This window comes from Neisseria sicca (assembly GCF_014054945.1).
Classification (GTDB): domain Bacteria; phylum Pseudomonadota; class Gammaproteobacteria; order Burkholderiales; family Neisseriaceae; genus Neisseria; species Neisseria sicca.
This window is the reverse complement of the sequence record NZ_CP059566.1, coordinates 2,773,088-2,786,309: the sequence shown is the minus strand read 5'-3', so window position 1 is coordinate 2,786,309 and position 13,222 is coordinate 2,773,088. Positions and strand designations below refer to the sequence as shown.

At 53.8% G+C, this 13,222-nt stretch carries 12 protein-coding genes; 2 read left to right on the top strand and 10 right to left on the bottom strand.

The features are described from left to right. Positions 1–102: 102 nt before the first annotated feature. The 4 genes from H3L95_RS13225 to H3L95_RS13210 form a co-directional block, all read right to left on the bottom strand. Positions 103–342 carry a putative hemolysin gene (locus H3L95_RS13225; RefSeq protein WP_003760825.1) on the bottom strand — a complete coding sequence of 80 codons (240 nt, stop codon included), beginning with the start codon at positions 340–342 and terminating at the stop codon, positions 103–105. Positions 343–572: 230 nt separating this feature from the next. Continuing rightward, a complete protein-coding gene (locus H3L95_RS13220; protein WP_040668958.1) occupies positions 573–1,712 on the bottom strand; it encodes a THUMP domain-containing class I SAM-dependent RNA methyltransferase in 1,140 nt (379 codons plus the stop codon). Positions 1,713–1,965: 253 nt separating this feature from the next. Then, positions 1,966–2,961, bottom strand: coding sequence for an ornithine carbamoyltransferase (locus H3L95_RS13215; protein ID WP_040668956.1), 996 nt, complete (start codon positions 2,959–2,961; stop codon positions 1,966–1,968). Positions 2,962–3,182: 221 nt separating this feature from the next. Beyond that, positions 3,183–3,992, bottom strand: a complete 810-nt coding sequence (locus H3L95_RS13210; RefSeq protein ID WP_003760812.1) for a methylated-DNA--[protein]-cysteine S-methyltransferase — start codon at positions 3,990–3,992, stop codon at positions 3,183–3,185. A 254-nt stretch (positions 3,993–4,246) separates the two neighbouring features. On the opposite strand from H3L95_RS13210, the gene H3L95_RS13205 reads away from it, so the two are divergent. After that, complete coding sequence (locus H3L95_RS13205; protein ID WP_009173847.1) at positions 4,247–4,804, top strand: YbhB/YbcL family Raf kinase inhibitor-like protein; 558 nt, start codon at positions 4,247–4,249, stop codon at positions 4,802–4,804. Here the strand turns inward: H3L95_RS13205 and H3L95_RS13200 are convergent. From H3L95_RS13200 to H3L95_RS13175, 6 genes are all read right to left on the bottom strand, one after another. After that, positions 4,782–5,597, bottom strand: a complete 816-nt coding sequence (locus H3L95_RS13200) for a helix-turn-helix transcriptional regulator (protein ID WP_003760810.1) — start codon at positions 5,595–5,597, stop codon at positions 4,782–4,784. The genes H3L95_RS13205 and H3L95_RS13200 overlap by 23 nt on opposite strands. Positions 5,598–6,237: 640 nt before the next feature. Next, a complete protein-coding gene (gene dapE, locus H3L95_RS13195) occupies positions 6,238–7,383 on the bottom strand; it encodes a succinyl-diaminopimelate desuccinylase (RefSeq protein WP_040668964.1) in 1,146 nt (381 codons plus the stop codon). Positions 7,384–7,495: 112 nt separating this feature from the next. Then, on the bottom strand, positions 7,496–8,116 hold the full coding sequence (locus tag H3L95_RS13190; protein WP_003760804.1) for an HI_0552 family protein: 621 nt from the start codon (positions 8,114–8,116) through the stop codon (positions 7,496–7,498). A 119-nt stretch (positions 8,117–8,235) separates the two neighbouring features. After that, positions 8,236–8,745: a hemerythrin domain-containing protein gene (locus tag H3L95_RS13185; RefSeq protein ID WP_003760803.1), complete on the bottom strand. Its 510-nt coding sequence runs from the start codon at positions 8,743–8,745 to the stop codon at positions 8,236–8,238. 94 nt (positions 8,746–8,839) lie between these two features. Next, positions 8,840–9,427: an azurin gene (gene azu / locus H3L95_RS13180; protein ID WP_003760801.1), complete on the bottom strand. Its 588-nt coding sequence runs from the start codon at positions 9,425–9,427 to the stop codon at positions 8,840–8,842. Between the two features lie 293 nt (positions 9,428–9,720). Next, positions 9,721–10,143: a DciA family protein gene (locus tag H3L95_RS13175; protein ID WP_003760796.1), complete on the bottom strand. Its 423-nt coding sequence runs from the start codon at positions 10,141–10,143 to the stop codon at positions 9,721–9,723. 157 nt (positions 10,144–10,300) lie between these two features. Here H3L95_RS13175 and secA point away from each other — a divergent pair, with 157 nt between their 5' ends. Beyond that, positions 10,301–13,054, top strand: coding sequence for a preprotein translocase subunit SecA (gene secA / locus H3L95_RS13170; protein ID WP_003760794.1), 2,754 nt, complete (start codon positions 10,301–10,303; stop codon positions 13,052–13,054). Positions 13,055–13,222: the final 168 nt, after the last annotated feature.

The window sequence follows — 13,222 nt, the reverse complement described above, 5'->3', positions numbered from 1 at the left end:
AACCCTTAAACAAGGTTTCAGACGACCTTTTCGTTATCGGCTGCCGCTGCCGAAATCAAAGCAACCATATCGAGCTCCGAAGCGCGACGGCTCAATGCGTTATTACTGATTGTGCTGGCGGAAATATGACCATTCTTCAACGACCGTACCGTCCGGCAGATGGCAAAGCGCATATTCGCCGCCGTCTTTGTCTTTTTTCATTTCCAATTTCCCGCCCTGCTTCACGCAAAACTCAGAAGCCGGATTTGCCATGCCGACTGTCGGCGCTTCTTGTTGGGCGGATGTATTGCAGGCCGCCAAAACCGTAGCAGCGGCAATGCTCAAAACAGCAGGTTTCATCATATTATTTTCTTTCGATATCGTGATTCAGACGACCTCAGCCCGAATTTCAGAGAACGATTCTCTAAGGTGCTGAAGCACCAAGTGAATCGGTTCCGTACTATCTGTACTGTCTGCGGCTTTGTCGCCTTGTCCTAATTTAAAGTTAATCCACTATATTTCTTCCAAACAAAAAGGTCGTCTGAAAACGGAAACAGCGTTGCCACCGCTTTTCAGACGACCTTCAACCGTATTTATCGGTTCGACCCTTTGACCATATCCATCAAAAACAGGCGGCAGTCTAAGTTGCCGTTGTAGAGCGGGATTTTGCGTTTGGGCGAAAGACGCATGAATTTCGGCATATCGCGGTCGCCGGTAAACATTCCCGCCAGCCAGCCCGCGTAATGCTGTTTCAACCACGCGCCCAACTGCGGATAAAGGGCTTGCAGGGCTTGGACTTCGGCAAGGCGGACGCCGTAAGGCGGATTGGAAATCAAAATGCCGCCTTCCCCGTTCGGACGGGTATCCTGCGCGTCTTTGACTTCAAAACGGACAAACGTGTCCACTTCGGCAGCTTGGGCGTTGGCAACGGCGGCGCGGATCATATGGCGGTCGTTGTCGCTGCCCGAAATCGGGGCAGGCGCGGGGCGGATTTGCGTTTCGGCTTCGTGTTGCAGCTTTTTCCAAAGGGCGGCATCGAAGTTTTTCAGCTTCTCAAACCCGAAACGGCGCATCAAACCGGGCGCGCGGCGGGTGGCAATCCACGCGGCTTCGATGACGATGGTGCCGCTGCCGCAAAACGGGTCTTGAAAAGGCTGCGTACCGTCATAGCCCGCCAGCAGCAGCAAGCCCGCCGCTAAGTTCTCGCGCATCGGCGCTTCGCCCGTATCTTGGCGGTAGCCGCGTTTGAACAAGGCTTCGCCGGATGTGTCGATGAAAATTTGAATGTCGCGCTCGTCGATAAAGGCATGGATGCGGATGTCGGGGCGGATTTTGCCGACGCTGGGGCGCGCGCCGCAAGCGTCGCGGAACACGTCGCATACGGCGTCTTTGATTTTCAGCCCGACGAAATCCAAACTTTTGACTTGGGCGCGTTTGCCTTCTACTTTGACTTTGAAGGTTTGTTCCAAGTCGAACCAATCCGTCCAGCGGATATTTTTCGCGGCTTTATAAATGTCTTGCTCGCTGCGGTAGCCGCTTTTGGTCAGGCGCAGCAACACGCGGCTGGCGGTGCGCGAATGCAGGTTGATGCGGTACACCTGCTCCATACCGCCTTTGCACGCGACGCCGCCGTCAACGGCGCGGATGTCTTGGCATTTGAATTGTTCGAGTTCTTGGGATAAAGGGGCTTCGAGACCGCGCGGGCAGGTAACGAAGAGGGAATAAGTGGTCATGCGAACCTTTCGGATGGGCGGCGTATTCGAATGGCGGATTAAGCTTCAATCTGGACAGGCGGAGTCATGCCAAACCCGTTTAAACTGAACCCGCCATGCCTCTGCCGAGTATTGTTCCGTCGCCGCTTGGAGGGGCGCGCGGATAAAAATGTGATGGACGTGATTATAAAGGATATAAAGGCAAAAGGTCGTCTGAAAACCCGTTATATTGATTTTCAGACGACCTTTTTAATGGATTCAAACAGAAACGCCGTCAATCCCCCAGCGCCGCCACCATCACCGCCTTAATCGTGTGCATCCGGTTTTCCGCTTGGTCGAACACGATGCTGGCGGGACTTTCGAATACTTCTTCCGTTACTTCCACGCCGTTTAAGCCGAAGGTTTCGTAAATCCATTCGCCGACTTTGGTTTCGCGGTTGTGGAAGGCGGGCAGGCAGTGCATGAATTTGACCTGCGGGTTGCCCGATGCCGCCATCAGCTCGGGGGTGACGCGGTAATCTTTCAATAAATCAATGCGTTCCTGCCACGCCTCTTTCGGCTCGCCCATGCTGACCCACACGTCGGTATGGATGAAATCGACGCTTTTGACGGCTTCTTCCGCGTTTTCGGTCAGCAAGATTTTTCCGCCGGTTTCTTCGGCGACGGCGCGTGCGCGGGCGACGATGTTTTCAGACGGCCACAAGGTTTTCGGTGCGCCGATACGCACGTCCATGCCGAGCTTCGCGCCCAACACCAGCAGCGAATTTGCCATGTTGTAACGCGCGTCGCCGACGTAGGCAAACGCGGTTTGGTTCAAAGGTTTGCCGCTATGTTCGCGCATGGTCAGCGCGTCGGCGAGCATTTGGGTGGGGTGGAACTCGTTGGTCAGACCGTTGAACACGGGCACGCCGGCGTATTTCGCCAATTCTTCAACCACGTCCTGCCCGAAGCCGCGATATTCGATGCCGTCGTACATCCTGCCCAACACGCGGGCGGTGTCTTTGATGCTTTCCTTATGCCCGATTTGGCTGGCGGACGGCTCCAGATAAGTCACCCCCGCCCCTTGGTCGCGCGCGGCGACTTCAAACGCGCAGCGGGTGCGGGTCGATGTTTTTTCAAAAATCAGGGCAATGTTCTTCCCTTTCATCCGCTGCACTTCGCGCCCTGCCTTTTTGGCGGCTTTCAACTCGGCGGCAAGGTCGAGGTAGGCGGTGATTTCTTCGGTCGTAAAGTCCAAAAGTTTCAGGAAATGGCGGTTTTTCAGGTTCATATTCGTATTTCTCCTTTCCGGCAGGTTGGGCATTGATGAGCAATCTGCCGCTGCTCTATTTTATAGTGGATTAACTTTAAACCAGTACGGCGTTGCCTCGCCTTGCCGTACTATCTGTACTGTCTGCGGCTTCGTCGCCTTGTCCTGATTTAAATTTAATCCACTATAGTCAGGTCGGATTTTCGAATCCGGTAATTTCAATCGGCGTTGTTACCTCAAAATCAAAACAAGGTCGTCTGAACTTCGCCGCGTTCCAAAGCAAGCAGCGACTGTTTGCGGTTCAAGCCGCCTGCGTAGCCGGTCAGCTTGCCGTCACTGCCGATGACGCGGTGGCAGGGAATCAGGATGGACACTTTGTTCTGCCCGTTGGCGGCGGCAACGGCACGGACTGCTTTGGGATTGCCCAAACGCTGCGCCTGCTCCTTGTAGCTGCGCGTTTCGCCGTAAGGAATCGCCAAGAGCGCGTCCCATGCCTGCTTTTGAAATTCAGTACCAATCTGCTCCAAAGGCGTGGCAAAGGTTTTCAGACGACCCTTGAAGTATAAGTCCAATTCCTGCCGCAGAAGTTGCGTTCGCTCATCTTCCCGAAACACAAACCGTCCGCGCAAGGCTTTTTGGACAGCGGTAATTTCCTGTTCCATATGTTTCTGCCCGACAAACTCCAGCAAACACAAGCCTTTACCGCCGAACACCGCCAGCATCTCGCCCAAAGGCGTGGCAATGGCGGCAGTAGTTAATTCGTTTGGACTGTCAAGATAACGTGCTTCCAGCAGGCGGATGGCGCGGCGGATACGGACATATTCTTCAGGCGCGCAGCCGATACGGTCGATAAAATCCTGCTCAAACTGCTTGGCTTCGTGTTCCGTCAGATTGGGATACGGCATGACTTCACACTCAAAAACTTGGGTTTCGAGCCAATGGCGGATTTCATCCCATTTTGACGGCAGATTGTTTAAGGAAGGCAGGGTAATCATTCGTTTGCTCCGTATCTCTATCATGGATTTGACGGCAAAATCCCCAATTTTCGTCATTCCCGCACGCCGATGCAGGAACAGGCTATGACGTAAATCTTGAGGGTTGGGTTGCGGCAATTCCTAAATATTCGATATTTCCAAAGCCTCAGGGAAAGGAATTAAAGATTTCAGACGACCTGCAAAGGGTCGTCTGAAACCACGGATTTTTACATTTGCGCATTTCGGCACATCATCCAACCGTTTCGGCACATTCCTGCCGCCATTGACAGCCTATAATGAATCCACTTATTCATCAAGCAAAGGAATCATCTATGCAAACCCGCATCCTCTCCGCCGTACTGCTGGCTTTTTCAACCGCTGCCTTTGCCGAGGGCGCATTCACGCTGCAATTCGACAACCCGTCCAAAGACGGCGGCTTCACGCAAAACCAGCTTTTGAGCGCGCCTTACGGCTTCGGCTGTTCGGGCGGCAATGCTTCGCCCGCGCTGTCGTGGAAAAATCCGCCCGCAGGGACAAAAAGTTTCGTCCTGACCGTTTACGATAAAGACGCGCCGACCGGTCTGGGGTGGATGCACTGGGTGGTCGCCGACATCCCAGCCGATGTCCGCCGCCTGCCCGCAGGCATTACCGCACAAGGCGGCAGGTTGCCCAAAGGCGCGCTGCAAACCCGCACAGACTTCGGCACTCCGGGCTACGGCGGCGCGTGTCCTCCCGAAGGCAGGAAACACCGCTACGAATTCACGCTCACCGCGCTGAAAGTCGCCAAGCTGCCGAACATCACCGCCGAATCCACACCCGCGCTGGTCGGTTTCTTTACTAAGGCAAACAGCTTGGGCGAAGCGAAATTCACGGTCGAACACCGACGCTGACCTGCCCCGTGCGCCGATATGCCGCCGGCTCCGCTTCCGAGCGGACCGCCGACGGCACGCAACCGAACCGCTCTTTGAAGCGCGCGCTGAAACGGGACGGACAGTCATAGCCGACCGCGCCGGCAATCTGCGCCACCGGCCATTGCGTAACCTGCAACAGCGTCAGCGCGCGCATCATGCGTACATCCGTCAGCAGCGTACGGAAATTCGTGTCCTGCCGCGCCAACCGCCGCCGCAATGCAGCCTCGCTGCAATTAAGCCGCTGCGCCAACATCGCCGACGACCAGTCCGCAGCCATATCGGCGGTAATCAGTTTGCGGATTTGCCGCATCAGGTTGACGCCTTCGTACACGGCAAAACCGATGCCGTCATGCTGCAACCACGCCAACACGCCGCAAAGCGCGGCCTCCGCCGCATTGTGCGGCACTTCTTCATCCGCCAGCACCGCAGCCGCATAATCAAACGCCGCGCTCATCCGCCCGGGGTGCGGCAGCTTCACCGCATCGCACACTGCCTGCGCCGTCCCGTATTGTGCGGCAAACCTTTCTATGGCTTCCTGTTCGAAAGCAATCCATTGCGCCTGATAGAGGTCGTCTGAATCGGGAATATTGATGACGTCAAACGTCTGCCCGCCTGCCAACGCGACCGCTTCACCCGCCGCAATCCTCAATTCGCTCCCCGCCCACCGCAGCTTCTTGCATCCGCGCCGCACGATAACCACGGTCGGTTCATGTACCGCCACGCTGCGGTACAAGGCGGTATGATGTTGCACGATGCCGCCTAAAGCACCCAATCGTTCACGCGTATGAAAGTAATTTGACGGCACGGTTATATTCCTCAATGTTTCAACACACAGGGCTGCACATAAGGCGCAGCCCTGTTTACCCTGATTTGGAAGGGGTTACTTCCCAAAAAATAAACCAAAATTCTACTGCCCTGAAGGGCCGGGTTTCAACCATATTCCGTCGGCGTGCCTGCAACTTGGCTCCCTCCCCTGCGGGGGAGGGTCGGGGAGAGGGTAAAACGGGGCAGATACAGACAATATTTCCGTTGCCGTCCTAATGCCTTCTCCCTAACCCTCTCCCACGGGAGAGGGAATGGATTGCCGTTCAAATAAATCGTTCTACATAAAAATCAATGCGTTATCTCGAACTCACGTTAGGCCTAATCAAATTGTCGGACATCCATATCCGACAAGCAATCTGCTTTTCAGACGGCCTTGCAAATTTAAGTTTGACATGCGTTCAAAATAAGGCAGTTGATGCGAAGCCAAATTCCGTCGGCGTACCTGCAACTTGGCTCCCTCCCCTGGGAGAGGGAATGGATTGCCGTTCAAATAAATCTCTCTACATAAAAATCAATGTGTTATCTCAAACTCACGTTAGGCCTAATCAAATTGTCGGACATCCATATCCGACAGCCCATCTTTCTTTTCAGACGGCCTTTTCAGCCAACAACCGCGCCAATATCCCCTCATACACCGCCGACAGCTTCGGAATATCGTCCAGCCGCACGTTTTCGTTGATTTGGTGGATGGTGGCATTGGACGGGCCTAATTCGATGAGTTCTTTCGCAATGGCTTTAATGAAGCGTCCGTCCGAAGTGCCGCCGGTGGTGGACAATTCGGTCTCTACGCCGCAGGTTTCGGAGATGGCGGCGCGTGCCACGTCGGTCAGTTTGCCCGCGTGGGTCAGGAAGGGCTGCCCCGAACACGACCACTGCAAATCGTATTGCACGCCGTGTTTGTCCAAAATGGCGTGAACGCGTTGTTTCAGCCCTGCTTCGGTGGACTCGGTGGAGAAGCGGAAATTGAATTTGACGTTCAGCTCGCCCGGTATGACATTGGTCGCGCCTGTGCCGCCGTTGATATTGGAAATTTGAAAGCTGGTCGGCGGGAAGTATTCGTTGCCTTCGTCCCAAACTTCCTGCGTCAGCTCTAACAATGCCGGGGCAAAAGTATGCACGGGATTGATTGCCAAATGCGGATAGGCAATATGTCCTTGCTTGCCTTTGACGGTCAGGTTGCCCGACAGCGAGCCGCGCCGGCCGTTTTTAATCATATCGCCCAATTTGTCCACGGCGGTCGGCTCGCCGACGATGCAGTAGTCGATAAGCTCGTCGCGCGCTTTCAACACATCGACGACTTTGGTCGTACCGTCCAGCGCGTCGCCCTCTTCGTCGGAAGTAATCAGGAGCGCAATGCTGCCTTGGTGGTCGGGATGCTCGGCAACAAAGCGTTCGCAGGCGGTAACGAAGCAGGCGATGCTGGTTTTCATGTCCGCCGCGCCGCGCCCGTATAATCTTCCGTCGCGCTCGGTTGGCTCGAACGGGGGCGAATCCCATTTTTCAACAGGACCTGTCGGCACGACGTCGGTATGTCCTGCAAAACAGACGACGGGAACCTGCGTACCGCGTCGCAACCAGATGTTTTTGGTGTCGCCGAAATGGAATTCTTCAGCCGCAAAACCGATTTTGTGCAGGCGTTCGGCAAGCAGTTTTTGGCAATCTCGATCGTCAGGGGTAACGGACGGGCGGGAAATCAACGCTTTGGCGAGTTCTAGGGATTGGGTTTCGGTCATTTTGTTCACTTTTGAAATCAGGTCGTCTGAAATGTTTTCAATTTGATTTTCAGACGACCTCCGGGTTGGGTTGGTGTATAAGGCGGGCATTCGTACCCGTCAGTTTTCTGAATCATTTGCCATGACAGGCTTCATAAAGCGGCAGCAAATCTTCCACTGTTTCGACTATCCATTTTGCTACATCCTGTTTGCCCAAATCGTCGCGTTCGATGTGTTTGCCGATGCAGAAAAAGTCTTCGTCGTTTTGCAACCTTCGGTCGGATTCGCTTTGTTGTGCGACGGTGCGGTAGTCGTCATATTCGCTTTCCGCGCCGTGCCACATATCGAATTCGGCGTATTTTTCGGTATCGAAATCATCCAGCCAGCGGTTGTATTCCGGCAGCGCAATCGGCGACACGTCGGCTTTGTAACAGTGCCAATCCAAGCTGACGCTCAGGCGGCGGCGGTTCAATAAAATCGATAAAATCGCGGCGGAATTTTTGTATTGGGCGTATTTGAAGTAGGCGAAGAAATGGGCGCGAACCTGCCAGCCGTTACACCAGCGTTCGATATGCGGCGGGGCGAAAGGTTCGCCCAAATCTGCGGCGACCTGCTGTATCAGCTGCTGCCATATCTGCCAGTTTTCCTTGTAGTCGGCTTTGATTTGCGGAATGCTCTCGGGCTGGTATTTTTTGAGCTGGGCAAACTGGAAAAACGGGATATTGAACAAATCGCAGCTTTTTGGCGTCAGCATGGTTTGCTTCCTTTTCAGACGACGTGGTTGTGTTACGGGGGATATTGAGGTCGTCTGAAACTCTGTTTTCAAGTTTTCAGACGACCTTTGTTTGAAGAAACGGTAATCTGTAAACGACCTTATTTGCGCCGGCGCGCTGCCATGATTTCGCCGATTTCGGTCAGTTTCTCTTTGGGGATAAACGTTTTGCCCATGTCGAACAAGGGTTCTTCAATCGCCAGATGCACATCGTAACCTGCCACAAAGCGTTTGAACGCTTCCGCATCGGGGATATAGGCGTTGTCTGCTTCGAGTTTGGCAAATTCGGCAGCCACGGCATCCCAGTTGCCATGCAGGCTCACATGTTGGCGCAAAAGCTCGTCCACGCTTTCTTGGGCTTGCGGCGCGTATTGCAGCAGGAGCGGGAAGAAGTTTTCTTCTTCGTCTTCATGGTGCAGCGGGGCGGCAACGTTGAAATACTGGGCGATTTGGCGGATGGTTTGCAAAACAATCTGATTGCAGCCGTTTTCGGCAATATAGTCCGACAACATGGCGACCTGGCCGCAGAAACGGCGCACTTTGCCGTGGCAGGCATACAGCATTTCTATCGGTTCGGCAAAGGTAACGCTTTTGGTTTCAAACGGATTCATGGTTGTGTTCTCAATGGTGTACTTTTCAGACGGCCATTTTATAACAAAACAGCCTGCATAAAGCAGGCTGTCTGTATTTTGAAGCTTGGACGGATTAGTCGACCAAAGTCACTTTGCCGTTCATCAAAGCACCGTGTCCCGGGAAGGTGCAGGCAAATTTGTATTCGCCGCCCGCCAGTTTGGCAGGATCCAGAGTCAGGGAAGCTTCTTCGCCGCCGCCGACCAGTTTGGTGTGGGCAACAACGCGTGCATCGTCAGCTTTCACATAGTCGGTTGCAGCAGCGCCGGCACCGTCTTTGAAAATACCGTCCATGTCTTCGGCTTTACCGATGACGATGTTGTGACCCATGCTTTCTTTAGGTTGGGTACCGGTGTGTTTCAGGGTAACGGTGAATTCTTTACAAGCTTTGCTGACTTGGATTTCTTTAGTGTTGAACTGCATAGCGTCGTTGGCTTCGACAGTAGTCGCGCAGTTGCCGGCGGCAGGTGCTGCGGCAGAGTTGGCGGAAGCCGCGCCGGAAGCAGGAGCATCGGCAGGAGGTGCGCTTTCTGCAGGTGCAGGTGCGGCTTCGGAAGCAGCAGATGCAGTCGGAGCAGGGGCTTCGGCAGGTTTTGAAGCTTCTTGTGAACAAGCGGACAAGCCGATAACGGCAGCGGAAATCAGAGCCAAATAAGCTTTCATGTGTATCTCCTAATGATAGGTGAGAATATGTTAAGTTCTACAAAATAAAACTTGCGAATATATATTAATGAACCTAATTTCAGATTTCATATCCGCAAGCGAAAGAAGGATGAAAATGAAGCTATATTCTGCTACAACAAATCGAACAAATCCAAAATTCAACGGCTATTTTACCTCAGTTTACACAAATGAGAATAGCTACTATTAATGTCGTATTTCTTTAGTATTAGATTTTATCGGTCAGACGAAATATTCTTTAACTTTAATTAACAAACAACACAACCATTTCAAACTCAACGGCTGTGTTTGCGCACCAGCTCCGCCAGCGCGGCAGCCAATTCAGGATGCTTGTCTTCCAATTTTGCCGCCGCCGCATCAAAACTCTCCAATGCCGCCCCGCTCAAATGCAGGCTGTTGACTTTGGGTTGCGCCGGCGGCTTCGGCACGACTTTGACCACCACATCCCGAATCCCCGCGTTCAACTCCTGAAGCTGCGGCACAAGCGCGGGCAATATCATTTTCAGGCGCGAAGCCGCCATACCGTTTGCCGCCAGCAACACCAGCCTGCCCTCTTCGATGCAGGCGGTTTGAAAGTGCGGGTGCAGGTTTGCCGGCAGGATGCGTTTGACTGCCGCATCCAGCCTGCGCCATTGTTGCGACTGCTGCAACAAACCGGCCAACCGCGCATCCCGCTTGCCCAATTGTTCCAAATTCATATGTTTCAGACGACCTTTTCAAAGTGTACGGTTGTATTATCAAGATTGAAATCCGGTAAAACTGCCTTTATTTCAAACGGCATGACTGCCTTGCCGCGAGGCTTGTGTTAAAATCCCCGTTTCGCCATTATTTTATATCAGGCGCAGGAACTATTTCATGCTGACAAACATTGCTAAGAAAATCTTCGGCAGCCGCAATGACCGGCTGCTCAAACAATACCGTAAATCCGTTGCCAAAATCAACGCACTCGAAGAACAAATGAAAGCCTTGAGCGATGCGGATTTACAGGCTAAAACAGCCGAATTCAAACAACGTCTTGCCAACGGTCAGACTTTGGACGACATCTTGGTCGAAGCCTTCGCCGTCTGCCGCGAAGCGTCCCGCCGCGTACTCGGTATGCGCCACTTCGACGTCCAGCTTATCGGCGGTATGGTGCTGCACGACGGCAAAATCGCCGAAATGCGTACCGGCGAAGGTAAAACCTTGGTCGCCACCCTTGCCGTCTATCTCAACGCCCTGTCCGGCAAAGGCGTGCACGTCGTTACCGTCAACGACTACCTCGCCGCCCGCGACGCAGGCATTATGGAACCGCTCTACAACTTCCTCGGCTTAACCGTCGGCGTCATCGTCGCCGATATGCAGCCGTTTGACCGTCAAAACGCCTACGGCTCCGACATTACCTACGGTACCAACAACGAATTCGGCTTCGACTACCTGCGCGACAACATGGTGACCGACCAATACGACAAAGTTCAGCGCGAATTGAATTTTGCCGTAGTGGACGAAGTGGACTCCATTCTGATCGACGAAGCGCGCACCCCGCTGATTATCTCCGGGCAGGCGGATGACAACATCCAGCTGTACCAAATCATGAACAGCCTTCCCGCGCACCTCATCCGCCAAGAAACCGAAGAAGGCGAAGGCGATTACTGGGTCGATGAAAAAGCACACCAAGTCATCTTGAGCGAAGCGGGTCACGAACACGCCGAGCAAATCCTGATTCAAATGGGTTTGCTGCAAGAAAACGACTCCCTCTACTCCGCCGCCAACATCGCCCTGATGCACCACCTCATGGCAGCATTGCGCGCGCATACGTTATTCCATAAAGACCAACACTACGTCATCCAAGACGGCGAAATCGTCATCGTGGACGAATTTACAGGCCGTCTGATGTCCGGCCGCCGCTGGTCCGAAGGTCTGCACCAAGCCGTCGAAGCCAAAGAAGGCGTGGAAATCAAACGCGAAAACCAAACCCTCGCCTCCATCACCTTCCAAAACTACTTCCGCCTGTACACCAAACTCTCCGGCATGACCGGTACCGCCGATACCGAGGCTTTCGAGTTCCAAAGCATCTACAACCTCGAAACCGTCATCATCCCGACCAACCGCCCCGTACAACGTAAAGACTTCAACGACCAGATTTTCCGTTCTGCCGAAGAAAAATTCGAAGCCGTCGTCAAAGACATCGAAGAATGCCACAAACGCGGGCAGCCCGTCCTCGTCGGTACCACCAGCATCGAAAACTCCGAGCTGGTTTCCCGTCTTCTGCAAAAAGCCGGACTGCCGCACAACGTCCTCAACGCCAAAGAACACGAACGCGAAGCCCTGATTGTCGCCCAAGCCGGTAAAGTCGGCGCCATTACCGTCGCCACCAACATGGCGGGCCGCGGTACCGACATCGTCCTCGGCGGCAACCTCAAGCACCAAATCGAAGCCATCCAGTCCAACGAAAACCTGAGCGACGAAGAAAAAGCTGCACAAATCGCCGCCCTTGAAAACGGCTGGCAGGCAGAACATGACCAAGTGGTCGCGGCAGGCGGCCTGCACATCATCGGTACCGAACGCCACGAAAGCCGCCGTATCGACAACCAATTGCGCGGACGCGCAGGCCGTCAGGGCGACCCCGGCTCCAGCCGCTTCTACCTCTCGTTTGAAGACCCGCTGCTGCGCCTCTTCGCGCTCGACCGTGCCGCTGCCATCCTCAACCGCCTCGCACCCGAACGCGGTATCGCCATCGAACACGGCATGTTGACCCGTCAAATCGAAGGCGCGCAACGCAAAGTCGAAGGCCGCAACTTCGACATGCGCAAACAAGTATTGGAATACGACGACGTTGCCAACGACCAACGTAAAGTCATCTACCACCAACGCAACGAAATCCTCAACAGCAAAGACGTCAGCGACCTGACTAAAGGTATCCGCGAAGAAGTCATCAGCGATTTGGTCGATTTGTACATACCGCCCGACAGCATGGAAGAGCAATGGGACATCCCTGGGCTCGAAAGCCAGCTTGCCGCCGAGTTCCGCCTGCACGAAGACATCCAAGCATGGCTCAAGGCAGACACCACCTTGGACAACCAAGACATCAAAGAGCGCCTGATTAAACGCGTGGAAGAAGAATACGCGGCAAAAGTCGAGCTGGTCGGTAAAAAACCAATGGCGGATTTCGAACGCAACGTCATGCTTCAAGTCATCGACCTGCAATGGCGCGAACACCTTGCCGCCATGGACTACCTGCGCCAAGGCATCCACCTGCGCAGCTATGCCCAGAAAAATCCGAAACAGGAATACAAACGCGAAGCCTTCGCCATGTTTGAAAACCTGTGGCGCGGTATCAAGCATCAAACCGCTTCCCTCTTAGCCTCCGTCCAAATCGAGCGCAACACCGATGTAGAAGAAATTGCCGAACCTACTCCCGTCGGCATCCAAACCATCCACTCCGAAGCGCCCGATATGGAAGAACTGCTCGGACAATCCCAAACCGATTTGGTTACCGAAGCGTTCGACCCCGACGGAACGGACTTCAGCCCCGAAGCGCTTACCGCACAAGGCCGTATCGTTCACCGCAACGACCCCTGCCCTTGCGGCAGCGGTCTGAAATACAAACAATGCCACGGCAAACTAAGCTGATGACAGCTTAAACAAAAGGTCGTCTGAAACCCCAAAGCTTTCAGACGACCTTTTTCATCACACAAGTTACAGAACCGGACTGACATAAAAAAATACCATCGTGATTAAATTGTCAGGCGGTCACGATACGGTATAATCCCTAAATCTGCTTCGTACAGCATCATCAAA

Excerpts from the sequence above, each read along its gene's own strand:
- H3L95_RS13225 (WP_003760825.1), bottom strand. The coding sequence starts at position 342 with ATGATGAAACCTGCTGTTTTGAGCATTGCCGCTGCTACGGTTTTGGCG.
- H3L95_RS13220 (WP_040668958.1), bottom strand. The coding sequence starts at position 1,712 with ATGACCACTTATTCCCTCTTCGTTACCTGCCCGCGCGGTCTCGAAGCC.
- H3L95_RS13215 (WP_040668956.1), bottom strand. The coding sequence starts at position 2,961 with ATGAACCTGAAAAACCGCCATTTCCTGAAACTTTTGGACTTTACGACC.
- H3L95_RS13210 (WP_003760812.1), bottom strand. The coding sequence starts at position 3,992 with ATGACGAAAATTGGGGATTTTGCCGTCAAATCCATGATAGAGATACGG.
- H3L95_RS13205 (WP_009173847.1), top strand. The coding sequence starts at position 4,247 with ATGCAAACCCGCATCCTCTCCGCCGTACTGCTGGCTTTTTCAACCGCT.
- dapE (WP_040668964.1), bottom strand. The coding sequence starts at position 7,383 with ATGACCGAAACCCAATCCCTAGAACTCGCCAAAGCGTTGATTTCCCGC.
- H3L95_RS13190 (WP_003760804.1), bottom strand. The coding sequence starts at position 8,116 with ATGCTGACGCCAAAAAGCTGCGATTTGTTCAATATCCCGTTTTTCCAG.
- H3L95_RS13185 (WP_003760803.1), bottom strand. The coding sequence starts at position 8,745 with ATGAATCCGTTTGAAACCAAAAGCGTTACCTTTGCCGAACCGATAGAA.
- azu (WP_003760801.1), bottom strand. The coding sequence starts at position 9,427 with ATGAAAGCTTATTTGGCTCTGATTTCCGCTGCCGTTATCGGCTTGTCC.
- H3L95_RS13175 (WP_003760796.1), bottom strand. The coding sequence starts at position 10,143 with ATGAATTTGGAACAATTGGGCAAGCGGGATGCGCGGTTGGCCGGTTTG.
- secA (WP_003760794.1), top strand. The coding sequence starts at position 10,301 with ATGCTGACAAACATTGCTAAGAAAATCTTCGGCAGCCGCAATGACCGG.